At 43.8% G+C, this 26469-nt stretch carries 25 protein-coding genes and 3 pseudogenes; 14 read left to right on the top strand and 14 right to left on the bottom strand.

The window, feature by feature from the left end; translation table 11 throughout:
- Positions 1 to 126 precede the first annotated feature (126 nt).
- Both AC0L6V_RS14715 and gcvA read left to right on the top strand, forming a co-directional pair.
- A complete protein-coding gene (locus AC0L6V_RS14715; protein ID WP_265217938.1) occupies positions 127 to 1506 on the top strand; it encodes a glyceraldehyde-3-phosphate dehydrogenase in 1380 nt (459 codons plus the stop codon).
- A gap of 518 nt (positions 1507 to 2024) precedes the next feature.
- A complete protein-coding gene (gene gcvA / locus AC0L6V_RS14710; RefSeq protein WP_409418717.1) occupies positions 2025 to 2960 on the top strand; it encodes a transcriptional regulator GcvA in 936 nt (311 codons plus the stop codon).
- A gap of 3 nt (positions 2961 to 2963) precedes the next feature.
- On the opposite strand, the gene AC0L6V_RS14705 is transcribed toward gcvA, so the two are convergent.
- The 3 genes and pseudogenes from AC0L6V_RS14705 to AC0L6V_RS14695 all read right to left on the bottom strand — a co-directional run bounded on the left by AC0L6V_RS14705 (position 2964) and on the right by AC0L6V_RS14695 (position 6309).
- Positions 2964 to 3734, bottom strand: coding sequence for a TSUP family transporter (locus AC0L6V_RS14705; protein WP_265217935.1), 771 nt, complete (start codon positions 3732 to 3734; stop codon positions 2964 to 2966).
- A gap of 121 nt (positions 3735 to 3855) precedes the next feature.
- Positions 3856 to 5344, bottom strand: a pseudogene (gene glpD / locus AC0L6V_RS14700) (glycerol-3-phosphate dehydrogenase).
- A 194-nt stretch (positions 5345 to 5538) separates the two neighbouring features.
- Entirely contained in the window at positions 5539 to 6309 is a 771-nt protein-coding gene (locus AC0L6V_RS14695; protein ID WP_265217933.1) for a DeoR/GlpR family transcriptional regulator, read from the bottom strand.
- Between the two features lie 177 nt (positions 6310 to 6486).
- Between AC0L6V_RS14695 and glpK the strand changes: the two genes are divergently transcribed.
- Positions 6487 to 7971 (top strand): glycerol kinase GlpK, encoded by a 1485-nt coding sequence (glpK, locus tag AC0L6V_RS14690; protein ID WP_265217932.1) that lies wholly within the window; start codon positions 6487 to 6489, stop codon positions 7969 to 7971.
- A gap of 140 nt (positions 7972 to 8111) precedes the next feature.
- Entirely contained in the window at positions 8112 to 8354 is a 243-nt protein-coding gene (locus AC0L6V_RS14685; protein WP_265217931.1) for a hypothetical protein, read from the top strand.
- 238 nt (positions 8355 to 8592) lie between these two features.
- On the opposite strand, the gene AC0L6V_RS14680 is transcribed toward AC0L6V_RS14685, so the two are convergent.
- The 3 genes from AC0L6V_RS14680 to AC0L6V_RS14670 all read right to left on the bottom strand — a co-directional run bounded on the left by AC0L6V_RS14680 (position 8593) and on the right by AC0L6V_RS14670 (position 11001).
- Entirely contained in the window at positions 8593 to 8937 is a 345-nt protein-coding gene (locus AC0L6V_RS14680; protein ID WP_418138383.1) for a DUF501 domain-containing protein, read from the bottom strand.
- Between the two features lie 39 nt (positions 8938 to 8976).
- Positions 8977 to 9387, bottom strand: coding sequence for an energy transducer TonB (locus tag AC0L6V_RS14675; protein WP_265217930.1), 411 nt, complete (start codon positions 9385 to 9387; stop codon positions 8977 to 8979).
- Positions 9388 to 9579: 192 nt separating this feature from the next.
- Positions 9580 to 11001, bottom strand: a complete 1422-nt coding sequence (locus tag AC0L6V_RS14670) for an aminotransferase-like domain-containing protein (RefSeq protein ID WP_409418715.1) — start codon at positions 10999 to 11001, stop codon at positions 9580 to 9582.
- Between the two features lie 210 nt (positions 11002 to 11211).
- Here AC0L6V_RS14670 and AC0L6V_RS14665 point away from each other — a divergent pair, with 210 nt between their 5' ends.
- On the top strand, positions 11212 to 13188 hold the full coding sequence (locus tag AC0L6V_RS14665) for a methyl-accepting chemotaxis protein (RefSeq protein ID WP_265217927.1): 1977 nt from the start codon (positions 11212 to 11214) through the stop codon (positions 13186 to 13188).
- Positions 13189 to 13250: 62 nt separating this feature from the next.
- The gene (locus tag AC0L6V_RS14660; RefSeq protein WP_265217926.1) at positions 13251 to 13709 is read left to right on the top strand and encodes a peroxiredoxin; all 459 of its coding nucleotides are present in this window, start codon (positions 13251 to 13253) and stop codon (positions 13707 to 13709) included.
- Positions 13710 to 13812: 103 nt separating this feature from the next.
- Here the strand turns inward: AC0L6V_RS14660 and AC0L6V_RS14655 are convergent, their stop codons facing one another.
- The 4 genes from AC0L6V_RS14655 to dctP (AC0L6V_RS14640) form a co-directional block, all read right to left on the bottom strand.
- A complete protein-coding gene (locus AC0L6V_RS14655) occupies positions 13813 to 15081 on the bottom strand; it encodes a TRAP transporter large permease (protein WP_265217925.1) in 1269 nt (422 codons plus the stop codon).
- A gap of 2 nt (positions 15082 to 15083) precedes the next feature.
- Positions 15084 to 15560 carry a TRAP transporter small permease gene (locus AC0L6V_RS14650; protein WP_265217924.1) on the bottom strand — a complete coding sequence of 159 codons (477 nt, stop codon included), beginning with the start codon at positions 15558 to 15560 and terminating at the stop codon, positions 15084 to 15086.
- A gap of 78 nt (positions 15561 to 15638) precedes the next feature.
- Positions 15639 to 16223 (bottom strand): TRAP transporter substrate-binding protein DctP, encoded by a 585-nt coding sequence (dctP, locus tag AC0L6V_RS14645; RefSeq protein WP_418138382.1) that lies wholly within the window; start codon positions 16221 to 16223, stop codon positions 15639 to 15641.
- On the bottom strand, positions 16201 to 16653 hold the full coding sequence (gene dctP / locus AC0L6V_RS14640) for a TRAP transporter substrate-binding protein DctP (protein WP_418138381.1): 453 nt from the start codon (positions 16651 to 16653) through the stop codon (positions 16201 to 16203). Before dctP (AC0L6V_RS14640) ends, dctP (AC0L6V_RS14645) begins: the two co-directional genes overlap by 23 nt.
- A 678-nt stretch (positions 16654 to 17331) precedes the next feature.
- Here dctP (AC0L6V_RS14640) and AC0L6V_RS14635 point away from each other — a divergent pair.
- The 8 genes from AC0L6V_RS14635 to AC0L6V_RS14600 are packed head-to-tail and all read left to right on the top strand — an operon-like array spanning position 17332 to position 22295.
- Positions 17332 to 17970: an amidohydrolase family protein gene (locus AC0L6V_RS14635; RefSeq protein ID WP_473481810.1), complete on the top strand. Its 639-nt coding sequence runs from the start codon at positions 17332 to 17334 to the stop codon at positions 17968 to 17970.
- Positions 17954 to 18340, top strand: coding sequence for an amidohydrolase family protein (locus AC0L6V_RS14630; RefSeq protein WP_265217921.1), 387 nt, complete (start codon positions 17954 to 17956; stop codon positions 18338 to 18340). The genes AC0L6V_RS14635 and AC0L6V_RS14630 overlap by 17 nt, the downstream gene beginning before the upstream one ends.
- 25 nt (positions 18341 to 18365) lie before the next feature.
- Complete coding sequence (locus tag AC0L6V_RS14625) at positions 18366 to 19043, top strand: 4-carboxy-4-hydroxy-2-oxoadipate aldolase/oxaloacetate decarboxylase (protein WP_265217920.1); 678 nt, start codon at positions 18366 to 18368, stop codon at positions 19041 to 19043.
- Positions 19036 to 19188: a PrpF domain-containing protein gene (locus tag AC0L6V_RS14620; protein ID WP_265217919.1), complete on the top strand. Its 153-nt coding sequence runs from the start codon at positions 19036 to 19038 to the stop codon at positions 19186 to 19188. The genes AC0L6V_RS14625 and AC0L6V_RS14620 overlap by 8 nt, the downstream gene beginning before the upstream one ends.
- 7 nt (positions 19189 to 19195) lie before the next feature.
- Positions 19196 to 20125: a 4-oxalomesaconate tautomerase gene (locus AC0L6V_RS14615; protein WP_321160287.1), complete on the top strand. Its 930-nt coding sequence runs from the start codon at positions 19196 to 19198 to the stop codon at positions 20123 to 20125.
- A 45-nt stretch (positions 20126 to 20170) separates the two neighbouring features.
- Entirely contained in the window at positions 20171 to 21043 is an 873-nt protein-coding gene (locus tag AC0L6V_RS14610; protein WP_265217918.1) for an amidohydrolase family protein, read from the top strand.
- Positions 21044 to 21084: 41 nt separating this feature from the next.
- Entirely contained in the window at positions 21085 to 21447 is a 363-nt protein-coding gene (locus AC0L6V_RS14605) for a protocatechuate 4,5-dioxygenase subunit alpha (protein WP_265217917.1), read from the top strand.
- Positions 21447 to 22295, top strand: a complete 849-nt coding sequence (locus AC0L6V_RS14600) for a class III extradiol dioxygenase family protein (RefSeq protein WP_409418712.1) — start codon at positions 21447 to 21449, stop codon at positions 22293 to 22295. The genes AC0L6V_RS14605 and AC0L6V_RS14600 overlap by 1 nt, the downstream gene beginning before the upstream one ends.
- Before the next feature lie 69 nt (positions 22296 to 22364).
- On the opposite strand, the pseudogene AC0L6V_RS14595 reads toward AC0L6V_RS14600, so the two are convergent.
- The 4 genes and pseudogenes from AC0L6V_RS14595 to AC0L6V_RS14580 all read right to left on the bottom strand — a co-directional run bounded on the left by AC0L6V_RS14595 (position 22365) and on the right by AC0L6V_RS14580 (position 26337).
- Positions 22365 to 23594 (bottom strand): annotated as a pseudogene (locus AC0L6V_RS14595) (methyl-accepting chemotaxis protein).
- A gap of 212 nt (positions 23595 to 23806) precedes the next feature.
- Entirely contained in the window at positions 23807 to 24313 is a 507-nt protein-coding gene (locus AC0L6V_RS14590) for a methyl-accepting chemotaxis protein (RefSeq protein ID WP_409419865.1), read from the bottom strand.
- Between the two features lie 36 nt (positions 24314 to 24349).
- A pseudogene (locus AC0L6V_RS14585) lies at positions 24350 to 25036 on the bottom strand (PAS domain-containing protein); the annotation flags it as partial.
- 350 nt (positions 25037 to 25386) lie between these two features.
- Positions 25387 to 26337: a LysR family transcriptional regulator gene (locus AC0L6V_RS14580; RefSeq protein ID WP_265217915.1), complete on the bottom strand. Its 951-nt coding sequence runs from the start codon at positions 26335 to 26337 to the stop codon at positions 25387 to 25389.
- Positions 26338 to 26469: the final 132 nt, after the last annotated feature.

Genomic DNA, 26469 nt, shown 5'->3' with positions numbered 1-26469 from the left:
AAAAAATCACGCTAAATATAAGATTTTAAAGGTTTTTTGTTGCCTTATTACAATTTGTTTTTGTTCTGAAGTGCCGTTAGACTGCGCCCATATTGATACAACAGAGTCTTTTTTCGGGGGCAGAAAATGACAAGCACTTGGTTACAAACACTTTCGCAAGCAGAATCTATGATTCCTCTTTTGGGTAAACTTGGCCGTGAAAAAGCGGTAAAAGTTCAGTTGGCAGGCAACACACTCATGGCGGATTCTGTCACTGGATTGATGGCGGCTTTTGACCAGCATCCAGAGCTAGACCTTGCTCAAGTTTATCAAGTGTTAGAGCAAGTGTTAGCCAGTGATGTCGCTCATACAGTAGTTGAGCTTGAGTCTTTAATCGCTGAAGCGGATGTTGACGCTGTATTGGCTGCTCAGTCAAACGACGGTACTGAAACTCCAGTAGTTTTATACGGATTTGGTCGTATTGGTCGTTTGTTGGCTCGTCGTATGTGCACTCTTGGTCACACTACTCCAGGTATGTCATTGGCGGCCATTGTGGTACGTAAAGCGTGCGACAACGATTTGTCTAAGCGTGCTAGCTTGTTGAAATACGATTCTGTCCACGGTGTTTACGACGGATTGGTTAAGGTTGACGAAGAGAATCAAGCCTTGATTATTAATGGTTCATCGGTGAAGGTGATTTATGCTTCTGACCCTGCAGAAGTGGATTACCAAGCTTATGGAATTAATAATGCTTTGTTGGTTGATAACACTGGCCGCTGGCGTGACCATGACGGTTTGAGTGTTCATTTGAACCGTCCAGGTATTGAGCGTGTTGTATTGACGGCTCCTGGTAAAGAAATGAAGAACGTTGTATTTGGTGTGAACGATAGTGATATCACTGATGCTGATCGCATTGTATCTGCTGCATCTTGTACGACGAATGCGATTACGCCTATTTTGTCTGTACTTGAGAAAGCCTTTGGAATTGAGTCTGGTCACGTAGAAACGGTTCATGCTTACACCAATGACCAAAACCTAATTGATAATATCCATAAAGGCGATCGTCGTGGTCGTGCTGCGGGTATGAACATGGTTATGACAGAAACTGGCGCAGCGAAAGCTGTGTCAAAAGCCATCCCTTCTCTAGAAGGTAAATTGAGCGGTAGTGCGATTCGTGTTCCTGTTATTAACGTCTCGATTGCTGTATTAAGTTTGAATCTAAAAACAGCCTCTTCGGTTGAAGAGATCAATCAGCTACTGAAAGCGGCCTCCACTCGTGCCGAGCTAACCGGGCAAATTGGTTACAGTGATTGTGCGGATGCTGTTAGCTCTGATTTCATTGGCTCTCAGCAGGCGGGGATTGTCGATTCTTTATCGACTAAGGTACGTGGTAATCAAGCTATTCTTTATGTTTGGTACGATAATGAATATGGTTACAGCTGTCAGGTAGTGCGTCTCATGGAGAAACTTGCACAAGCAAATTTTATGCAAGCTCAATTGCGTGAGGATAAGGCAAAAGCAGCTTAATGAATGATCGGACACATTTACGTGTGTTAGTTGACGGCGACCTTCGGGGCGCCGTTTTTTTTGCTGGTAGATTATGACGTAATGGTCTAAATGTGGCAAAAAAAACCGGACAAGCGTCCGGTTTCAAAAAAAGTAACTAGCAGTTGCGAATAACATCATCCTGTGGGGAATGCTGATATTCATCTAAAAGTAAGCTGTGGGACTACTTTTAGATAAGATACAGTTAGGGCTGTATCGGTAAATATTAGGCCGCTGTTCAACCTAAGAGATACAGTAATTCTATCGTTTTGCTTGTCTGTTACAAACGATATAAATTGATTTGTTGGATTAGCTGAATTAATGCAAAATAGAGATCACGATGTGGTTTGTTGATGAATGTGGCTTGATCATTACTTTATTTTAATTTAAGCATATGTTTTATAAGGTTTATATTTATTGCTCAGATATTTTTTGTTTTTTTAGTTAAGTATTTTTTGGATGTTTTGCAGTAGCTGACATTGTCTTATGGTGGTGGTTTTATGAAATCTTTGCCTTTAGCTGGATTCGGCACGTTTGCCATTGCGGCTCGTCATTTGAGTTTTACCAAAGCTGCCCAAGAGATGCATCTTACGCAGGGCGCGGTTAGTCAACAAATTCGACAGCTCGAAGAGCGTTTAAAGCTCACTTTGTTTGTTCGTTATCATCGGCGCTTAGAGTTGACAGTAGCGGGAGCCCGTTTGGCTGTTCAGTTAAACCATAGTTTTAATGAAATTAATGATTTGGTGTTAGAGCTGCAAGAGGAAGAAACGTCTAATATTTTGACTGTCTCTGTCATGCCCTCTTTTGCCACCAAGTGGTTGATTCCCCGACTAGGCAGTTTGCAAGAAGCGTATCCTGATTTGCAGCTAAGGATTCAGGCCAATGATAGGGAGGTTAACTTCCAGCGTGACAGAATAGATGTAGCGATCGTGCACAGTCATGTTCACAGTTCCAAGGGCTATATTGTTCCTTTAATGAAGGACAAAGTGTTTCCCGTTTGTAGTCCGGCTTTTGCTGAGTTACGAGTATTGACGGAAGCGAGTCAACTTGCTCATGTGCCATTGTTAAACGATGACTCAGAGTGGCGCTTTTCCAGCCCTTATGCCGAATGGGAGAAGTGGTTGCAATTGGTGAATGCAAAAGGGGTTAAGCCTTCGCGTGGCATTAGCTTTAACCGTGGTGATCTTGCCGTGCAAGCGGCGATTGCTGGACAAGGTGTAGCTTTAGGACGGACACCCTTGGTCATGGATGATATTCAGCAGGGAAGATTGGTGAGACCGTTTTCAGAGGCTCTCGATGAAGGTCATGCTTATTTGTTTGTTTGTCCAGAAATACAACGCCAGCGCGAACCCGTTCAGCAGTTGCTTAGTTGGTTGGTCACTCAGTGTTACCAATACTCATCGGAAGATGCGTTGACAACACCGAGTGAACTTTGAAGATTAGTTATCCAATAGTAGTTTAATAGAAATAGCCAAACACATAATGATGACCATAGGGCGAATTAATTTTGCCCCTTTGGTGATGACTAGGCGAGAACCAATCTGCGCGCCAACCCATTGCCCCATGCCCATGACGATACCCAGCGCCCAAATAATGTGCCCACTGAAAGCAAACATCGCAAGAGAGGCTAAATTGCTGGTGGCATTGAGTACTTTTGTATGGGCAGTTGCTGAGACAACCGTAAGCCCCATTAGACACAAATACGCTGTTGAAAAGAAGGCGCCAGTACCAGGACCGATCAATCCATCATAAAAGCCAATACTGGTGCCAATAATTAAGGCAAATTGCACATGAGTCAGAGAAAACTTACTGGCAATATAGGGTTGAACTTTTGGCAAAAAGAAAAAGAAAATAGCGACCGCAATCAGAATGATAGGCACGGCTTTGAGCAATAAACTGCTGTCTAAGTAAGACACCAGTAATGTACCGCAAATGGCACCTATAGCTGTCATGGCGATTGGTAACCACATATCAGCCAGTTTCACTTGGCCTTTTTTGATAAAATGGTACGACGCAGACACGGTGCCAGCACAACCTTGTAATTTATTGGTGGCAAGCGCTTCCGCTGGCGAAAGTCCGGCCGCCAATAAAACGGGCACAGTAATTAAGCCACCACCGCCTGCAATAGCATCGATGACGCCTGCAAAGAATGCCGCACCAAATAGAGCTAGGTAAATCCAGATAGAGATATCAAAAAAGGCAAAGTCCATTGTGTGTTTATTCCTGTAGAAGAGGTGAGCTGTGCTTTTTAGTAGAGCAAAAAAAGCCCACCTAGACAATCATTTAGGTGGGCAAATCAGTCGTAATTTTGGTTTGTGCTATGACGTTGAGTTAAATCTTTGTTTGAATGTAGTTTTCAAGGGTCGCGACTTGGTCTGATGTGAATTCAAGACCCAGTTTGGTGCGACGCCAAAGAATATCTTGTGCTGAACGAGCCCCATTCATGGTTGATTAAATAATCCACTTCGACTTGGAATAGCTGATTGCCAAAATCTTGCCCAAGGTCCTGTTCAGAATTGGCTTTATTCAGCAGTATATGAGTTAACGTACCATAGCTATTGGCAAAACGACGGGCAAGATGCGCACCAATAAAAGGATAATCCCGCTGCAGCTTCATGCCGAAGGCATCCAGAGACATGCCTAAGTCTCCCCCTGGTAGTGGCTTACTGTGTGTCCATTCACCACCAAGATTTTCGAAATAAGGTGTCAGCTTGTTCATTGCGGACAAGGCCAATTTACGGTAGGTGGTGATTTTGCCACCAAAAATACTCAGTAATGGTGCTTGATGGTTTTGATCATCAAGATGCAAGGTGTAATCGCGAGTCACGGCAGATGGGTCTGACGACTCATCTTCTAAAAGTGGTCGCACCCCAGAATAGCTCCAAATGACATCGCTTGGTGTGAGTGTCTTTTTGAAATGGTCATTGGCGACTTTCAATATGTATTTTGTTTCTTCTTCAGAAATAGCGACTTTATTTGGGTCGCCTTTGTACTCAACATCGGTCGTGCCTAAGAGGGTGTATTGTTCGCGATAAGGGATGGCGAAGACAATGCGTTTGTCGGTGTTTTGCATGATAAAAGCATTTGAATGTTGATAAAGTTTTGGCACAACAATGTGGCTGCCCTTGATCATTCGAATGCCGTAAGGCGCTTTTCGTTCCAGTTTGGTTTCGATGAAGGATGACACCCATGGTCCTGCCGCGTTAACCAATGCTTTTGCGGTGATGTCGTGGGTTTCTTTTGTAATTTGATCTTCTAAGCTGATGTGCCATTGATTATCAACACGCTTTGCTGCGACACAGCGAGTACGGGCAAAAATAGCCGCGCCGTTTTGTTGCGCACTGAGTGCATTGGTAACCACCAAACGAGCATCGTCTACCCAGCAGTCTGAGTACTCGAAGCCTTGTGTAATATCGTCTTTTAGTGGACTGTCAGAACCATACTTGACGCCTTTTGAACCTAATAGTGTCTCGCGTTTGCCAAGATTGTCATAAAGGAATAAACCAATACGAATCAGCCAAGCTGGACGGAGGTGAGGGCGGTGCGGCATTTGAAAGCGCATTGGGGTCACAAGATGTGGTGCGACTTTCAGCAATACTTCACGCTCCGTTAGTGCTTCTTTTACTAAACGGAATTCATAATGTTCAAGGTAGCGTAATCCGCCATGGATTAATTTACTGCTTGATGATGAAGTGGCATGAGCTAAGTCTCCCATTTCGCAAAGGCCAACATTTAGGCCTCGTCCTGCGGCATCCGCAGCGATTCCTGTGCCGTTAATGCCGCCACCAACAACAAATAGGTCAAAATGGGAGTGATTCATACTAAGCCTCACGATCTAAAATGCGAATGTGTATGTTCGAAAGTGAACATTTGTGTTCGATATTAAACCTCTAAGGGCATTATGACAACTAGGGTTTGTGAAGTTTTGGTGAATATTTGAGCTTTTGGAAGTGTGAAGAGAAGAAAAGGTCGCGTTTAATAGGCTATTTCTTCGACATACGTGACGCCCAAGTGTTACTTGGGCGTACAGATCTCTAGGCGGACTTTGTGTTCTTTCATAAGGTTAATGATGGCTTTAGGTGGATTTTCATCCGTGAAAAGTCGATCAACTTGTGTGATGTTACCTAATCGAACAACCGCGTTACGGCCAAACTTTGCGCTGTCGGCGGCGAGGAAAACGTTGCGAGAATTATTAATAATACTTTGCGCAACGCGTACTTCTTGGTAATCGTAATCGAGCAAGGAGCCATCATTCGGATCAATCCCGCTGATGCCGATAATGCCGAAATCGACACGAAACTGGTTGATAAAGTCGATTGTCGCTTCTCCCATGACACCACCGTCTCTTGAACGTACCGTTCCGCCGGCAATAATCACGGTAAAGTCTTCTTTTCCACTTAAAATGGCCGCAACATTGAGATTATTAGTGATAACTTGTAAGCCTTGATGGTTGAGTAAGGCTCGTGCCACGGTTTCTGTTGTGGTTCCGATATTGATAAAAAGGGAAGCATTATTGGGGATTTCTGCCGCAATACGCTTGGCAATTTGCTCTTTTGCCGGAAGTTGTAAAATTTGTCGTGTTGCATAAGCTACGTTCGTTGTACTGGAATCGTAACTGGCGCCACCGTGATGACGGCGTATGAGGTCCGCTTTTGCTAACTCGTTAATATCGCGGCGAATTGTCTGAGGTGTGACGGCAAATTGGCTAGCCAATTCATCAATGGTCACATAGCCTTTTTCTTTTACTATGGCGACAATATTATCTTGGCGAGAGAGTTGGCCCATATTGTTTTCTTCTCCTGATAAAAGACATTACTTGTTAAACGAGGCTTGCTAAACGAGTGCGCATTGGTTTTTAATAGAGAATATTCGTATTTGAATATTCATGTTCAAAAAACAAAACAACAATTAATTTAAAGTCGCTCAGTTTTTGGGTGGCTGTGATTTCAAAGAGAATTCACCATGACCCATTATATTCTTGCAATTGATCAAGGTACCACCAGTTCTCGGGCTATTTTATTTGATGAAAAAGGCACTCGTGTCGGCCAATCTCAGCAAGAGTTCCCGCAAATATTTCCAAACGATGGTTGGGTTGAGCATGATCCAGAAGACATTTGGTCATCTACCCTATCTGTGTGTCAATCTGTGCTGAAGGATACAGGGATCGATGCCCAAGCGATAGCAACCATCGGCATCACCAATCAGCGAGAAACAACGATCCTATGGGATATCGACACAGGAAAGCCAGTTTATAATGCCATTGTTTGGCAGGATAGACGTACCAGTGGTTTTTGCCAAACATTGAGCGAGCAAGGCTTGAGCGAAAAAGTACAGGAAAAAACCGGCTTGCTGATCGATCCTTATTTTTCTGCTACCAAAATTCGCTGGATATTGGATAACGTTGATGGTGCTCGTGAGAAAGCACAGGCTGGGCGTTTAGCATTTGGTACAGTGGACAGTTTTTTATTATGGCGATTAACGAATGGACAATCCCATAAGACGGACGCAACCAATGCGGCCCGTACGATGGCGTTTAACATCCATACTCAAGAGTGGGATGATGAACTGATTGAATTATTGGGCATCGGTGATGTGTTGTTCCCCGAGGTGATGGATTGTAGCGCGGATTTTGGTGTTATTGATGCGTCTTGGTTAGGCGCCGCTATTCCTGTAAATGGTGTGGCTGGTGATCAGCAGGCGGCTTTGGTTGGTCAAGCGTGTTTTGCGCCAGGTATGGTGAAAAGTACATACGGTACAGGGTGTTTCATGATCTTGAACACCGGTGATAAGGCGATTCGTTCAGAACATAAATTGCTTACTACAGTTGGGTATCGTTTAAATGGAAAAGTAACCTATGCCCTGGAAGGCAGTATTTTTGTAGCGGGTGCGGCCATTCAGTGGCTGCGGGATGGCTTGAAGCTTTTCGCCGATGCCAAAGAAACGCAAAGTTTGGCAAAGCAGGCTTTGAATGATGATTCGGTGTATCTCGTACCCGCTTTTACAGGGCTAGGCGCTCCCTATTGGGATCCTGATGCACGTGGTGCGATGATAGGGTTAACTCGAGATACAAGCGTTGCTGATATCGTCAGTGCTGGCCTACGTTCAGTATGTTATCAAACCAAGGATCTTGTTGGGGCTATGGCGCAGGACGGAGCAACGTTTAGTTCTTTGCGTGTCGATGGCGGTATGGTCATAAATGATGTAATGGTGCAGTTCTTAAGTGACTTATTAGAAATTACCGTAGAGCGTCCTTGTGTTACCGAAACCACGGCGTTGGGGGCGGCATTTTTGGCAGGGTTGCAGGTTGGTCTTTATCAGTCTTTGGATGAGGTTGAGGCTTTGTGGAAGGCGGATAAATGTTTTGAACCTACTATGGCTGAAGGCACAGGGGATAAATTGTATCTAGGTTGGCAAAAAGCGGTGGATCGTGTGCGAACGAGGGCATAATTTTTACGATTTTATACATGCTTTGTCTTGTGTCGACGAGTAAATATCGCTAACTTTAATGGTAGGTGTTTTTCTAAATAAGGTCTAGAGAATGTCAAAACAGTTTGCCGAAGTACAGCAAGATGATTTTATGAAGTTTGGTGGGACTTCGTCCAAGCTATTTAGAAATTGAAGACGCTTTGATGGCCCTTGGTGGACATGGTGTCGGTGGTAATAACTTCAAAAATGAAATGGTGAAATTGGCAGGTTGGACTGGTGGTGCGTTGACAACTTATGCTCAACGAGCGGCGGTTGCTCAGGCTGCCTTTAATCGTATTCGTGAAGTGTTACCAAAAGTGTCAACACCGGAAGAGCTTCGAGCTATCTTAAAAAGCCTAAAGTAAGCGTTTTTAACTGCTTATTTTAACATTGACAAAAAAGGGGCAACCTATCGGCTTGCCCCTTTTTTGTTATTCCGCATCAGCAATCAATTTCATGCCATATTCTTCGTCTAGAATTCGGCCGATTACATTGTCACCAGCAAGATGATGGGCATATTGCATGTGTAGACATCGAACTTGATCCCAATTTGCAATACCGCCAATGCCGAGTTTGTCGAACAGTGGCTTAAAGCCTTTTTCTTCAATAATAGCTTTGTGTTCTGGGACTCATGACGGCCCAACGTCTGGCAATGTAGTCTCGATGAGAGGCATAGTGTGCTTCTCTTAAGCTTTCATCCTCTTTGATGCGTTGTTCGAGCTCTTTTACCACGCCGTGGCTTTCTATTTTGGCGAGGGCTTTATCGATGGCTTTGCTGGACAACCAATATAGGGTCGGGAAGGGTTGATCGAATACCCAAGTTTCCATTTCCAATACTTGTGGCGTGCCGTTAGGTGAATAATGAGCGATGGCATTGATACCGCTTGGAGTACGTCCAAGTTGCGCTGTGATGATGTCTAAATCACGCTGTGAAAGTATGTTTTTCATAGTAACTTATTTTGGATAGTGTCTTCGTAGAAAGAAGAGTTAAATGGTGAACGCGGGGAAACTTGCAGCAAATTTTTGTATCCATTCAGCAGCAGCTTCGTTGTAGTTCAATCGTCGTCCTGCCATTTTTGCTTGGCGTCGATAATGTTCTATCTGCGAGAGTTGCTCTATCATGCGAACACAGTAGCACTCTTCTTTAGTAGGGAATTCAATGGCGATATGGTAACCGTCAGCTTCTTGACGACACCAAGCAATGCGACCTGATACACAAAAGTTTGGGTCTATTTCTTCCAATGTAATTCTTACCGAGCGTCCATAATCGAAAGGACGAAGGGTGACATAAGTAATACCGACAAACCCAGCTCTTTCCTCACAGATTGGAGGGAAAGGCTGATCTTCTATTAGTGTAATCTCTAATGGAAGGTCTCTCGGATGTGCAACAAATTCCATCGCAACAAGCCAGCTACTATTTTAGATGTTCATGTTATCGGCCAAGAAGGCAGAGTGTTTAAAAAAGAATGCGAATTGTACGCTTTTTGCTCTGTCTGTACAGATGAATTTTAAGATGCCTAAATGAAAGTTCATAACCTCTGCTTATATGCAAAAACGTGTTCTATCGAGTCATATATTTTGTGGCTTTTGTTAAGGATATGAATCGAGTTGTTGGTGGCAAAGTTGGCCTAGCTTTTTTAGTGCAGCATCGGTTTGATTGTCCCAACTTAGTGCGTAGTTTAAGCGAAAATGGTGTCTGAATTGAGCGGTTAAACCGAAGGCTAGTCCCGGTAATAGTCCAATACCATTAGCCAATGCTTGGGCATGAAGTGCCATGGCGTCAACAGTATCGGGTAAAGTAATCCATAACAGAAAACCACCGTTTGGAGTGGAGGTTTGCGTACCGATAGGAAAATATTCTTGAATCAGAGCCTGGCAGCGAGCCAAATTGTCCTGATAAGACTGTCGTGTTTTTCGCAAATGACGATCATAGGCGCCGTTTTCGAGGAAATTGGCAATGGCTATCTGAGTCAATGTTGGAACCGCCAGTGATTGTACATAAGCATAGTGTTCTATTTGTGCTTGGAATTGACCGCCAACCACCCAACCAATACGAAATCCTGGCGCAATGCTTTTGGAAAAAGAGCTGCAGTAAATCACGGTATTATGTGTGTCATCGGCTTTGAGTGATCGCTCCCGTTTGTCCTTATAGCTTAGTTCGCCATACACGTCATCTTCAATAAGTGTAAAACCGTATTGAATAGATTGCTGAATAAGGCGCTTTCTGGCTTGCGTATTGAGTGTTGCACCTATTGGGTTTTGGTTATTTGGTGTCACCACGCAGGCTTTTATTTGCCACTCTTTTGCGGCTTCTTCCAGTAAATGTAAATCGATACCATGCTGCGCTGAGCAGGGTATTTCTATGGCTTTTAAATTGAGCACTTCGAGGATTTGCAACACGCCATGGTAGGCGGGACTTTCGATGGCAATGGTGTCCCCTGATTTTGCCACCGCCTGCAAGGACAGCATCAAGGCGTTTTGACAGCCTAGTGTAATAGTAATGTCGTCAGGTTGAAGCTGACAGCCGCTGTCTAACATGCGAATGGCGATTTGGCGGCGGAGGCTTAATGATCCCGGAGTGAACTCATAAGCGGCGCATATTTCGGGCTCTAAACGCATCAGACGCCCCACCGAGCGTTGTAATTGACGTATAGGAAGAAACGGGCTTTTGGGAATAGCGGCGCCAAACTGAATGATACTGTCGTCTTGTGATACGTGTAATAAACGTCGTAATAAGGCGTGTATGGAGCCATCGTTCTTAGTCGGTTCGATTTTTGCAGACTCAAGCTGCTGAAGCTGATTCTCTTGAACAAAATAGCCTTTTTGAGGGCGTGCTTTTATAACCCCTCTATCCTCCAGCAAACTATAGGCTTGTAGTACGGTAGCAACGCTAACGTCCATTTGTTTGCTGGATTTTCGCACAGAAGGAATTTTGGCGCCCGGTAAGAAAATCCCCTCATGAACTTGTTGTTCAATTTGGTTGGCAATTTTTTCGTATAAGGGGCAATCCATAAAGCGTGGGTCGAATTGATAAAGAGATGGTTAATTTACCAGATTGGTAGGTTGAAAGAAATCTATGCTGATTCAACGAAGTTAGTTGGTTGTGGTTTGGTGTTTGGTGAGTGTCGCGAATTGTAAATAAAGTGTTATGGTATTCCTGTATACTTGGTCAATATTGAACATGTTAGATAATCTAGAGTAGGCTTTTATTAGGGGTCGATTATGTCGTTGTCCGTTATTCAAAGGATTTTATTTGGCTTTGGTGTTTTGTTGTTACTTCTATTGTTGATCGCTGCATCGGGTTTTTTCGGGATTCAGAAGATTGAAGACAGATTAAATGTTGTGACCGGAGAAGTCGCTGATATTTCGTCCATTAGTAATACTCTTAAAGAGGATGTAAGTTTAGCGAACGCAGCCGTTTTACAGTATTTATTGAGTAAAAAACCGGACTCTTTGGAGGCTTTATCCGCACGTTTTTTGAAACATAAACAGGAATTTGGTGATATTTCACAGCAATTGTCTGTGCAATTGCGTGCATTTCCTGAAATGAAACAAGTGCTTGAAAGTATTAATGTCGAAGTGGCGCGGTTTTTTGGTTACACCGATGTGGCGTTTTCGAACCATAAGACGATGTTGGAGCTTCAGGCGGTAGTGCCGGATGAAAAACTTGATCTGAAAGACGCAATTAATTTTGCCGCGGAAGATCTTGCTCTTCTTGTGTCAGATGGAGATACCTCTGAAATTCAGTTTGCGGCTTCTTATATGCACAGTCAGATAGAAAGCCTACAAGTATCAATAAATGATTATTTTGATGTGCGTAACTTGGCTAAAATGCAGGAATTACGTGATGCCATGGCGTCGATTATTACTAGTTTGAAGGATAAACAGTCGTATTTGAATGACGAGAACATCAATAGCTTAATCAGTGAGATAGAAAACCGTGTGATGGCGGATGATGGTGTCGTTGCAAAATTTTACGAAAACGCACGCCTAACTCAAGAATCTGAAGTATTAGCCAAACAATTGTCAGACAGCATGGAGTTGGTAAATGTGTCTGTACAGACATTGCTATCTGAAGCATCTTTAATGGGTAATAACGCCAAAGCTGAAGCCACTGACGCCGCATCGCTGTCGACCTTGATTATCAGCATTGTTTTGATGATTTCTATTGTGATTGCTGTGCTGGTGGCTCTCTGGGTGAGCCGCAGTATCCGTTTGCCATTAAAAGAGGTTATGAGAGTGCTAGGGAAAGTGTCGGATGGCGATTTCACCCAGCGTAGCTCAGTAAAAACAAAGGATGAGTTTGGTGAATTATCTGCTTGGGTTAATAGCCTTGTGGCTAAGTTAAAAAGCGTCATGACTGAAATTGATCAGGCTTCTAATGAAGTGGCGGAGTCAGCGGATAACAATGTCCGCCTAGCGAGCGAGTCAAAACGTTTAATGGTGACTCAAAATGGAAGAACAACAGAAGTCGCGTCGTCGATGTCAGAAATGGTGGCCACAGTAGATCAAGTCGCGAAAAGCTCGGAAGTAATTTTGCATCAAATACAGTCAGTAGATCAAAGAGCCAATCAGAATCGTGATCAGATGGACGCAAGTATCACCCAGATGGAATGCCTTCTTGAACAGATAGAAGCGTCTACGACTGTGGTGAATCAGCTTGATGAACATTCCAAAAGTATTGATCGGATTTTGGATGTCATTCAGGAAATTGCGGAGCAAACCAATCTATTGGCGCTTAATGCCGCGATTGAGGCTGCACGTGCAGGAGAACAGGGGCGAGGCTTTGCGGTCGTGGCCGACGAAGTGCGTACTTTGGCAACACGAACGCACAGATCGACGGAAGAAATACAGCAAGTGATTATTCAATTGCAGCAAGGCGTGACCAAAACAGTCGATAGTATGGAAACCAGCCGTCAAAGTGCGAACGCCAGTGTTGAGGATGTGCGTTCGGTAGGTGTGTCATTGGCTGAGTTGCAAAGTAGCATGGCGGAGATTCGAGATTTAAGTACCCAAATTGCAACGGCTGCGGAAGAACAATCGGCGGTCGCGCAAGAGATCAAACAAAATGTCTTAGATATATCGGCAATGTCTGAGCAAGCCTCTTTAGGAGCGGATCAGAGTGAGAAAGACAGCAAGGGATTATCGACATTGGCGTCTCACCAGAAAGATTTACTGAGTCAATTTAAGATTGTTTGATGGTGTTTTTGAGATAGGTTGCGTTAATATTGGGGTATCTTAATTCTCAGGAGATAAAGTCTATGTCGATTCTTGTGGGTGATATGTTGCCTCATGGTACGTTTCAAGTGATGGGAGAAGAAGGCCCTGAAACCGTGGATGTGAGCGAATTTTTTGCGGGTAAAACCGTGTTGATGTTTGCTGTACCGGGCGCTTTTACTCCAACTTGTAGTGCCAGTCATTTGCCTGGTTTCGTCGTGCATTATGATGCGTTAAAAGAGAAAGGAATAGACGACATAGTGTGTCTCTCTGTCAATGATGTTTTTGTGATGAATGCCTGGGGCAAAGCGAATAATGCCGAGCATCTCATTATGGCCGCAGATGGCTTGGCTGAATTTACCTGTTCCATGGGGCTAGAGTTGGATATTTCTGCTGCAAAAATGGGCATTCGTAGTCGTCGTTATGCCATGTTGGTATCAAATGGCATCGTTCAGCAATTGTGGTTAGATAACCCAGGAGAATATAAAGTGAGGCTCGGCTGAGTACGTTTTGTCTCAGCTATAAAGCCGTTTGCCACACTCCTTTAAATGAACAAAAAAAACGACGCGGTGTGCGTCGTTTTTTTTGTCCAGTGTTTTGCGTTTTTTAGTAGCCGAGTAGCTGAGGTAGAAACGTAACGGTAGTGGGCACAAAGGTAATCAATATCAAGACAGCCAATTCTACTAAGAAAAGCGGCATGATTTGTCTTGAAATAGCTGCAATACCGACATTTGCAATGGAGTTGGAAACGAATAAACAAATTCCCATCGGGGGCGTTATTAGACCAATCATCAGGTTAAAAATCACCACAATACCAAAATGGACAGGGTCTATGCCTAAGCTCATTGCAATAGGATGTAAGATCGGTAGCAATATCAGCATGGCGGCGATCCCTTCAAGGAAGAGACCAACAATTAGCAAGATGACGTTAACTAGGATAAGAAACATCCAAGGGCTTGAAACATGTTCAAGTACCATTTGACTGACCGTCTGCGGCACCCTTGAGAAGGTGAGTAACCAATTGGCAGCGGCCACGACGGCAATCACGATTAGTATCACAGAAGAGTCACGCATGGCTCGAATGAAAATACGCGGAAGATCAGACACCTTGAGACTTTTTAGAATAAACATACCGGCGAGTAAAGCGTACGCGGCGGCAAAAGCCGCAGCCTCTGTTGGTGTCACTATGCCCGTTAGAATGGAGCCAACGATGAAGACTGGCATGAAAAGCGGAATCCAAGCATCAACAAAGGCTTTCCAGCGTTCTCCCATGGACAGTTTGGCTTTGAGTGGCGCGTAATGTCCCGCAAAAAAATAAACATAAATAGATAAGCCAACAGCTAGAAAGAGTCCAGGGGTTACTCCTGCAAGAAACAGCGCTGGGACTGATACGCCTGTGGTAATTAAGGCGTAAATGATTACTGGAATGCTGGGGGGAATCATCGGACCAATAACAGAAGACGCAGCCGTTAATGCGGCCGCAAAAGAGCGCGGATAGCCTTCTTTTTCCATGGTGGGAATAAATACACGGCCCAGGGCGGATGTATCCGCTACTGCGGAGCCAGAGAGTCCCGCAAAGATAACCGAAGCCCAGATATTGACATGGGCAAGTCCGGCTTTTAAATGGCCTACTAATGCATTAGCAAAGTTAATAATACGGCTGGTAATGCCGCTTTCGTTCATCAATTCGCCTGCCAGAACAAACAGTGGGATCGCCAAAATAGAAAACGAGTCCAGTCCGCTAAAAATACGTTGGGCAACGAGGCTGACATTAAAGGGCAAGGTATAAACATGACCAACAACGCCTAACAAAATTGCAAATGCAATGGGGCTACCGATCACCAAAAGAGCAATAAGAATTCCAAGACCTAACATGATTATTGTCCTTTTTGTAATGGCTTAAATTGAGAATAATAGTCAGCAAGTCGAATAGCAGCCGCAATGATAAGACACGCGCCGCCAATCACCATGGCGACTTGAAAATAGTACATTTGAATGCCTGTGCCTGGCGCTTCTATCGCGCCTCGCTTCATCATGAATAGGTAGCCTGAATACGTTAGGACACCGCCACTGATTAAGGCGACAAGGTCAGAGATAAAATGTAGGACATAACGGATTTTGGCAGACACCATGTCTTCTAGAAAGGTAAAGCGAATATGAATGCCTTCTAAATAGCACAATGCCATGCCAAACATAGTGCCATAGATCATGGCGTATTTTGCCACTTCCTCACTCCATTGAATGGGCGAATTAAACAGGTAACGACTCAGACTACTGACTAAAATAACGCCAAAGATAATCAATAGAGAGGAGCCAGTTAAAATAGCGAGAAAATTTTTATAGAGGCGCTTCATGGTGAGCTTTCCGAGTGATGACAAATGAGAGGTAACCAAAAGCCTTGGCTTTCGGTTACCTGATTGCAAGTACTAAATTTATTGTGAGTTACTGACGACTTTTACCGACATTTGAACACGTTCAATCCATTCTGGTTGCACTTCACCTTTCAACCAGTTGATAACAGCAGGTTGTGCGACCTCACGAAATTTAGCCATTTGTTCTGGTGTTGGCGTGGTGATTTGCATGCCATTTGCCGCAAGCGATTTTAAACCTTTTGCGGAATTGAATTGCTGTACTGCACGTCCTAACACGCCAGCCACCTTGGCCGCACGGTCAATGATGGCACGATCTTCATCACTCAAAGATTGATACACATCTTCGTTGATTAATAGGAAGTCTGTGCCGTAAACGTGACCATCTAGGGTTAGGTATTTTTGGAACTCATAGAATTTATTCGCTTCGATAACACTAACAGGGTTTTCCTGACCATCAACGACGCCAGTGGTGAGTGCAGAAGGCACTTCAGGCCACGCGATTGGTGTAGGCTCTGCCCCCATGGCTTTTACCATTTCTACGTACAGCGGCAAAGTTTGAACGCGAATCTTCAAACCACTTAAGTCTTTTGGCTCCGCCACGGGACGTTTAGAGTTAGTGAAGTTACGGAAGCCCGTTCTCGCCATAAGCGAGTGTGCGCAGTCCGCTGGCTTTTAAACAATGCTCTGACAGTGCTTTACCAAACTCACCGTCTAACACTTCCCAAGCGACAGGCGCTGATGGAAAAAGATAAGGGATTTCGAGCACGGCCGCTTCTTTACAGACTTTAGCAAAGGCGCCAGAGACCATCGCCATGCTTAATGTGCCTTCCTGAGCGGATTGTACAAGATCGGTTTCGCCGCCTAGTTGGCCTGAAGGATAAACGTTCACAGCAATACGACCACCAGATTCGGCTTCCACTAAGTTTTTAAATACTTCCGTCGCGGCGCCTTTTTTAGACGTTGTCCATTCTTGAGGGTCAACGTGGCCTATGGTTAGCGTGAGATCTGCTGCACTAACGCTGCTGACTGCGCCAGCGGCAAGTAAACCAAGGGTGATTTTTTTTGTTAGATTCATTTTTACGTCTCCAAGCTCAGGGACTGTGTCCTGATCGTATTATTTTTGTATTTTCTACCTAACTTTTCGAGCCGGTAGGCTGTTCGGCATTCGTGATTTAACAGGGTTAAGCGTCTAAATAATATAGGATCATTTTCAAAATACCCTATATTTTTTCATTTAGATGCACAATAACAACGATGTTGCTCTGGTTAGAGTACAGGCTTTCATATTTTGCTTATTGCGGGTGTTTGAGATCCACTTTGCCAAGCAAGGTAATCAAAATGTCGTAGTTTTTATATTTTTAGAAATGAATTTTTAATACCTCTTATATATCAAAAAGAGTATATGAAATTTTTTCGAAGCAGGTGTTTATCAAAAAAACCATATATATCAATACCGTAATATGGATTTATCATTGCTTAACACGAGTTTTACAAGAAGACTATTGAAGATAAATTTCTTAAATGAGCCTGTATCTGGTCTGTACTAAAAATAGGCTATCTCAAAATGCAATACCCTTTCGGTTAAATTGAAATAGCCAAATTATCCGAAGATAAAGAATACTCTAAAATAATTATCATTGACTGGCTGTACAGATAAGGAAGATAGGCGTGCGTAAAGCTGGCGTTTAATCTTCTTTTTACAGCGTTAACTCCAATAAAAACAGCGCTTTAAATAAGAATAGAGAGATGTAACATGATTATAGATTGCCATGGACACTATACGACCACGCCACCTGGTGTAGGCGAATACCGCGATAAGCAAAAAGCACAGGTCGCTAAAGATCCCGCTTTTGTTGGTGAAAAGGGTAAAGTTATTGTTTCAGACGATGAAATTCGTGACAGCATCATCAATAACCAGCTACGTTTACAACAAGAGCGTGGTACAGACTTAACAATTTTCTCTCCTCGTGCTAGCTGGATGGGACATCATATTGGTAATGAATACACCAGCCAATATTGGACGGAGCATCAAAACGATTTGATTCGCCGCGTTTGTGACTTATTTCCCGAGAACTTTGCGCCTGTTGCACAATTGCCGCAATCGCCAGGTGTTGATCCAGGCAAATCTGTTGCTGAGATTGTTCGTACTGTGGAGGAAATGGGCTTTATTGGTATCAACTTGAACCCGGATCCAAGTGGTGGTTATTGGCAAGATAAGTCTTTGGCAGATCGTTCTTTTTATCCTATCTATGAAAAAATGTGCGAATACGATATTCCTGCGATGATCCATGTGAGCGCCGCTTGTAATGACTGTTTCCATACGACGGGACTCACACTACTTAGGTGCGGATACTACTGGTTTCCAGCAGTTAATGATGTCGGACGTCTTTAAAGATTTCCCTGATCTAAAAATCATCATACCTCATGGCGGCGGCGCCGTGCCTTATCACTGGGGTCGTTTCCGTGGCATGGCACTAGATCAAGGTTTTGATCTTGCTGAGCGTGTTTTGAATAACATCTATTTCGATACCTGTGTCTATCATCAACGTGGTATTGATTTGCTATTGGATATTATTCCTACTAAGAACATCTTGTTTGCCTCTGAAATGATCGGTGCGGTCCGCGGTGTCGATCCAGAAACGGGCCACTATTTTGATGATACGAAACGTTATATCGACAACAACACCGTGTTATCCGCCGAGCAAAAACAAGCGATCTTTGAAGGTAATGCGCGTCGCGTCTTTTCAAGATTAAAAGCCTAAGTCTATCGATTTTAAGGAAAGCATCATGCGAAATAATGTAGTAGTACAAAATATTGAACGTGCCGACCAAGCTGTCATCGATGGTTTAGCTGAGTGTGGTGTCGCGACGATTCATGAATCTCAAGGCCGTGTTGGTTTATTGGCTCATTACATGCGCCCCATTCAAATGGACAAAACCATTGCTGGATCCGCGATTACGATTTCAGGTGCCGCTGGTGATAATTGGATGATGCACGTGGCGATTGAACAGTGTAAAGCCGGTGATGTGATGGTGTTTGCGCCAACATCTCCTTCAAACCATGGTTTTTTCGGTGACTTGTTGGCGACGTCGGCTCAATCTCGTGGCGTGGTTGGCTTGGTGATTGATGGCGGCGTGCGGGATACGCGCGATTTGCGTCAAATGAATTTCCCCGTATGGTCGAAAGCGGTATTTGCTGAAGGCACGATCAAGGAAACCGTTGGCTCTGTAAACGTGCCTATTGTTTGTGCGGATGCCTTGGTAAACCCAGGTGATGTGATTGTGGCTGACGATGATGGTGTGGTGGTTGTTCGTCGTGAAAATGCGGCCGAAGTATTGGATTTAGCGCGTAAGCGTATGGCCAATGAAGAAGCCAAACGCGTGCGCATGGCGAATGGCGAGCTGGGCTTAGACATTTATGAAATGCGTCCTCGTTTAAAAGAGAAAGGCTTGAAATATGTCTAAACAGGCTGGCGTTATAAAAAGTGCGCCTTGTATGTGGATGCGTGGTGGCACGTCTAAAGGTGCGTATTTTTTAGCCGAAGATTTGCCCACAGATGTGGATGCTCGCGCCGCGTTTTTATTGCGCGTGATGGGCTTCACCAGATGAGCGTCAAATTGACGGTATTGGTGGTGCGGATCCGTTAGCCTCGAAAGTCGCTGTGGTAAAAAAATCGGATCGTGGTGATGCTGATGTGGATTACTTATTTCTGCAAGTGTTTGTTGATCAGGCGATTGTTACTGATGCGCAAAACTGCGGTAATATCTTAGCGGGTATTGCGCCCTTTGCGATTGAGCGCGGCTTAGTAGCAGTTCAAGAAGGTGAAACGTCCGTGCGTATATTTATGGAAAACACAGGACAAATCGCAGTAGCGCGTGTCGCGGTAAAAGACGGCGAAGTACAGTACGAAGGCGATGCTCGAATTGATGGTGTGCCAGGTTTTTCTGCCGCGGTGCCGATCGTGTTCCAAGATACGGCTGGGTCAAGCTGTGGTGCCTTGTTGCCAACAGGCAATGTGGTCGATGTGATTGATGGCATTGAGGTAACCTGTATCGATAATGGCATGCCTGTGGTGATCATCCGTGCTGTGGATATGGGAATTACGGGGACAGAATCTCGTGAAGAGCTTGAAGCCAATGACGCGTTGCGGGCCAAGCTTGAATCGATTCGTTTACAAGTTGGTCCTATGATGAATTTGGGTGACGTGAAAGAAAAATCTGTGCCTAAAATGACCATGGTGAGCGCGGCTACAAACGGTGGTGCCATCTCGACTCGTACGTTTATTCCCCATCGTTGCCATGCTTCTATTGGTGTTTTGGGGGCGGTAAGTGTGGCGACAGCGGCTGTTCTGAAAGGCTCGCCAGCGAATGAAGTGGCGAATTATGAGCCTAGCACTCGCATGACCTTGGATGTTGAACATCCGATTGGGTCGATGACCGTGATTTTAGATCAAGATGAAAACGGCGATGTTGGTTCTGCGGCCATTTTACGCACCGCGAGAAAGTTGTTTGATGGACAGGTATTTGCTCATAGCAATGGTCTTTAATTCGCCGATTTTTTAGCATAACGAATTTTTTAAAGGTATTTGAACATGATGGACAAAGATTATATTCCATTTCATCCAAACCCAAGCAAGCCGACTTTTAAAGCGCCAGCGGGGGCGGTGGATGCGCATTGTCACGTTTTTGGTCCAGCGGATAAATTTCCCTACCATCCTAAACGTAAGTACACGCCTTGCGACGCCTCCAAAGAGCAGTTGTTTGCCTTACGTGATCACCTAGGCTTTTCGCGTAACGTGATTGTGCAAGCCTCTTGTCACAGTACGGATAACTCCGCCTTGATTGATGCGCTAGAGACGGCAGGGGATTTGGCTCGTGGCGTGGCCTTTGTTGATGATTCGATTACTCACGAAGACATCGAAAAAATGCACGCAGTAGGTGTCCGCGGTGTGCGTTTTAACTTTGTGAAACGTCTTGTTGATAGCACACCAAAGGAAGTGTTTTTCTCGATAGCTGATAAAATTCGTCCTTTTGGTTGGCATATTGTTGTTTACTTTGAAGCGGCGGATCTAGAAGATTTGATCCCCTTCCTAAAAGAATTGAATACAACGATTGTTGTCGATCATATGGGCACACCAAATGTTGCCAATGGCGTGGATCATCCAGACTTCCAACGTTTTGTTGACTTCATGGCGGACAATGACAATGTATGGTGTAAGGTCAGTTGCCCTGAGCGTTTGACACAACATGCGCCAGATTATTCTGATGTCTATCCTTTTGCTCGTACCTTGGTAGAAAAGTTCTCTGATCGTGTGTTGTGGGGAACCGATTGGCCACATCCAAATATGAAAGTAGAGGCGCCAAATGATGGCCACCTTGTGGATGTGATTCCTCATATCGCCCCAACAGCAGAGCTACAACAAGCGTTGTTGGTGGATAATCCAATGCGTCTGTATTGGGGATAATCCAAGCTTCGCTGTAAAGAATCAAAATAGAGGTTACCAAGATGGCTAGTAACTACACAGATCGACAGTTCCAAGGCACGTACCTTTTTGACGGCCAGATGGCGAAAAAAGGCTACGGCTTAAATAAAATGTGTTACTCATTTAACGATCAAGCCGCACGTGATGAATTTAATGCGGATCCAGAAGCCTATTGTGAAAAGTTCAAACTCACACAAGCGCAAAAGGAAGCCATTCGTAATAGAGATGTGATCGGGCTTCTGCGCGAAGGCGGTAGTATCTATTATTTGGCCAAGTTTACCGGTTTACTAAAGCTCAATATGCAAGATATTGGTGGCTTACAAACCGGCATGAGTACTGAAGAATTTAAAGCAATGCTTGAAAGAAATGGGCGAGGAGAAGTCTAATGGCAAACATTATTGGTGCAATAACGACGTCTCATATTCCGGCGATTGCCAATGCGATGGCCAACGGGTTGGAAGAAACGCCCTATTGGAAACCGTTTTTTGACGGTTATCCGCCAGTGCGTGACTGGTTGAATGAGAAAAAGCCGGATGTGATTATTCTTTTTTACAATGATCACGGTTTGGAGTTTTTTATCGACAAGAAACCCACTTTTGCGATGGGCGTTGCGGACGAGTATTACAACTCGGATGAAGGCTGGGGGATTCCAACAATTCCACCAGTGACAGGTGAGTCTGATTTGTCTTGGCACATTGCCAACAGCATTGTTGATGAAGGGTTTGATATGACGATCTGCCAAGAAATGAAGGTCGATCATGGTTTAACCGTTCCGCTGAATCTTATGTGGCCAGGTCATAAATATGGTCATGTAAAAGTCATTCCAGTATGTATTAACTGCGAGCAATATCCAATGCCGCAGCCTCGTCGCACCTTTGAGCTGGGCAAAGCGATTGGTCGAGCGGTTGCGTCCTATGATAAAGATATTAATGTCGTGGTATTTGGCACAGGCGGTATGTCTCATCAACTGGATGGCGAACGTGCGGGCTTTATCAATCGTGCATTTGATATTGATTGCCTTGATAAGCTGGTCTCTGATCCAGAAGCCTTAACGAAATATACGAATATTGACCTTGTTGAACAAGGTGGGGCGCAAGCAGTAGAACTCAATATGCTGATTGCTATGCGTGGCACTTTGTTGGGCAAAGTCACGGAACTACACCGTAACTATCATGCTCCTATTTCCAACACAGGCTCAGGTTTGATGCTGTTAGAACATGAAATGCCAACATGATTCTGTTCTGATGTACCGTGATAAACTATAAAAAATCCGTTGTTTTAATTGTTTAGACGGCGGATTTTTTTATTTTTCGATATTCAAAAGGTTATTAACAGTATTAGATACGTGTACAGCACCTTTTAATATTTCATCTATGATGCCAGACGCTTCATCTATCAATTGCGCGTTCTCTTTGGAGCGTTCGCTTACTTTACTCATGCTCGTCTTAGCTTGGCGAGTTAGGTTGCTGTTTTGTGCCACCATGTCTTCAATTTCAATGGTCGATTTGCTCGTGCGAGAGGCCAGAGTGCGAACCTCGTCAGCAACCACCGCGAACCCCTAGCCATGTTCGCCAGCGCGGGCTGCTTCTATCGCCGCGTTTAGCGCTAACAAATTGGTTTGATCCGCAATTGATCCAATAGTCGTTACTATTTTGGCAATACTGGTAGATTGATGATTTAGCTGCTCTATTAGACTGGTCGAGACTTCAACATCAGCCACAATTTTATCCGACGTTTCGACAGTGCGACGTAGAATCTGAGCGCCATTTTCTGAAACTTGAGCCGTCTCAACGGACGTTGAGTGAGCGACTTCGGCCGCGTGTTGAATGGCCAGCTGTTTATTCACTCGTTCTGTGATGTTTGAGGCAACCTTGAGGACTTTAATAACTTTGCCAAATTGGTCGAAAATAGGATTATAGCTTGCCTCTAACCATACAGTTTGGCCTTGTTTTCCGATACGTTCAAACTGTCCAGTTTTAAAGTCGCCATGAGCTAATTCTATCCAAAATTTTGGGTTGTTTTTATAAAACGCCTCGGTACAAAAAATATGATGATGTTGACCAATAATCTCTTTTGTAGATTTATAACCTAGTGCTAATAAAAAATTGTTGTTTGCATTAATAACCATGCCATCTGGTGTAAATTCAATGGTGGCAGAGGAGCGATCAATAGCGTTGTAAATGGCTAGTTGACTGTCTGCCATAAGTTTAGTTTTGGTCACATCGGAAGCAATTTTTATTACTTTCACTACTATGCCATTTATTTCAACAGGGAAATAAGTGGCTTCAAGCCATATATCCGAACCGTCTTTGTGTTTACGCAAAAACGTACCTTCTTTGCTTTTTCCTGCCGCTAGATCTGGCCAGAAACTTTTGTATTCAGTGCTAGAGGTTATTTGATTTGGACAAAACAACGCGTGTTTTTGTCCCTGTACTTCTTTAAGAGAATAGCCAATCGCGTTAAGAAACAGTGAATTTGCTTCTAGAACCGTGCCATCGGGTGAGAAGCTAATGGTTGCGCAGAACTTGTTCATTGCTTCTATCGCTGCACTATCGACAGATTGAGTTGGTTTTTTTTCGGTCTGCTTCTTATTGAAAAACATTTGCTTCTTCTCCCTAGCCTTGCATGCTTTTTGATTTCATTGCTGAATTTATAATCAGACTATAGATGGTGTTTATATCTATAGCTGTAGTGAAAGTGTCCTGAAATGTAACGGTTAGTTATCCTTTTGATAAGAAGAAGCAATTACTTTTCTGTATGCAACAATTTGCTTACTGTGTTTGATACGTGTTTCGCGCCTTTTAATATTTCATCAATGATGCACGATGCTTCATTGATTAATTGAGCGTTTTCACTTGAGCGTTCACTAACTTTGCTCATACTGTTTTTTGCTTGGAGGGTTAAATTGCTATTTTGTTTTACCATGTCTTCAATTTCGACCGTTGACGCACTTGTTCTGGCGGCAAGTGTGCGAACTTCATCTGCGACAACAGCAAAGCCTCTACCGTTTTCTCCAGCGCGAGCGGCTTCTATCGCTGCGTTTAGTGCTAACAAATTGGTTTGATCGGCAATTGATCCAATGGAGTTAACGATCTTAGCTATGTTTTGCGACTGATGATTTAATTGCTCAATAAGGTTTGTAGATACTTCAATATCTGCAATGATTTTATCAGACGTCTCAACAGTGCGACGTAAGATATCTGCACCATTTTCAGAAACCTTGGCGGTCTCAACAGAGGTTGAATGTGCCACTTCTGCCGCGTGTTGAACGGCTAGTTGCGTGTTGATTCGTTCGGTAATATCTGAGGCTACTTTGAGTATTTTAATCACCTTGCCAAATTGATCAAAAATTGGGTTATAGCTTGCTTCTAGCCAAACGGTTTTGCCTTGTTTATTGATGCGTTTGAACTGTCCGGTTTTGAAGTCACCGTTGGCCAGCTCTGCCCAGAAATGAGGGTTTTCTTGGTAAAATTCTGGCGTGCAAAATTGACGATGATGTTGACCAATGATGTCTTTTTGAGAGCGATATCCCATTGTAGAAATAAAGTTATCATTCGCTGTGATAATGGTACCGTCAGGTATAAACTCGATGGTCGCTGAAGACCTATCTATAGCGTTGTAGACCGCACTTTGGCTATCTGCAATTATTTTGTTTCGAGTGACATCGGAAGCAATTTTAATGACTTTGATGATCTTCCCATTTATCTCAACTGGAAAGTAGGTGGCTTCAAGCCAAATATCTGAGCCGCTTTTGTTTTTGCGTAAAAATGTGCCTTGTTTGCTTTTGCCTGCGGCTAAATCTGACCAAAAGTTCTTGTAATCGAGACTAGAAATGACTTCAGTTGGGCAAAATAGAGCGTGTTTCTGTCCTTGGATTTCTTCTAGTGAGTAGCCCACTGTATCAAGGAATAATGCATTGGCATCTAATACTGTACCATCTGGTAAAAAGCTAATGGATGCGCAAAATTTCTTCATAGCCAAAATTAAGGCTGAACCTTCGCTTTGAGGTAGAGTTTCATTGATGGTTTTCTTTTGTTTGGTAAAAAACATGACGGTTCCTCGCTTGGGTGGGAGTGTCTGTAAGGCAGCTGCATTCCCCTTGTTTCGTGCAGGTATGTATCTACAAAGCTGATTGAATTTTACACTGTAATGCTTGGGTTTAATGTGTGATAAGTGTCACATACGTGTGATGTTTGTTAATAGTTCACTTAGTTTGAGTAACTCTTTGTCATTGGTTGTTTGCTTTTTAGCAGGAAAAAATGATGGAGGAGTGAACTGGCTACACAAGGTGTTGGTTTTGTCTAACTGTAATGACCTTGCGTCTACTACCTCTCAGCCATTCGGGAAAACATGGTTTCAAACTGACCAATATTTTGTTGGATGTAGTCAATAAAGGAGCGCATTGTCGGCGTTGGATGACGGCCTTGGGGATGGATCAAGCACCAAGAGCGACGAAGAGGGAAGTCTCTGATCGGCAGTTCGATTAGGGAACCCAGTGTGAGCTCGGAAAGAACGCCTAATTTGGGTAAAACCGCGACACCTAGTCCGGCTATGACGGCGTGTTTTATGGCGTCATTGGAGCCTATTTCCATACCTGCTTGCAAGCGAACGCGTTGCTTTTGACAATGCAGTTCGAGTGCTAATCGACTGCCTGAACCCGCTTCTCGCAGTAGTAAGTTGTATTCTAAAAAGGTATTTAGTGAGACATCTTCTAGAGCAAGAAGAGGATGGTTTCGTGGCACGACAGCGATTAACTCATTGTTCAAAAAAGGTATGCTAAACATGGGTTTATCGTTTGGCACCAATCCCATAATGGTTAATTCATCATGACTTTCATTGAAGCGTTCAATCGCGGCGGCACGATTCATAATTTCTACGTTTACTGTCACATTTGGATGCAAGCTGGTATACGCCCGAAGTAAGTAAGGTACTACATGTTGTGCCGTACTGACTGCTACTAAGGTTAATTCACCTGATATTAGCCCTGTTTCAGCGGATAAGTCTTGCTGGAATCGCTCGATTTCATCAAACATAACATGAATGCACTGAGCTAAGCGTTTGGCTGTGGCTGTGCTGTAAAGCTGGCGGCCGACGTATTCAAACAAGGGTTGTTCCAGTGCTTGTTCAAGCTGTCGTATTTGATTGCTAACCGCAGGTTGAGTCAGGCCGAGCATGTCGCCAGCTCGACTGTAGCTATTTAATTCATAAACACACCTAAAAACTTGTAATTGTCTAAAAGTGAGTCGGTTGACTAAACTTTGTACACTTTGAGGCATTGTTTTTGTTTCCTCTTGCGTTATCCATTAACTATGTATCACGAATAGCTTATACATAAATATCGTAATATCAATTTCTACTTTGGTTGATCTTTGAGTAGTCTGAATATTCAGAGATATTTGTACAAAAGT

The sequence above is a fragment of the Marinomonas sp. G8-14 genome (genome assembly GCF_055808935.1).
The sequence above is the reverse complement of the archived record's forward strand: the minus strand, read 5'-3'. Positions and strand labels throughout refer to the sequence as shown.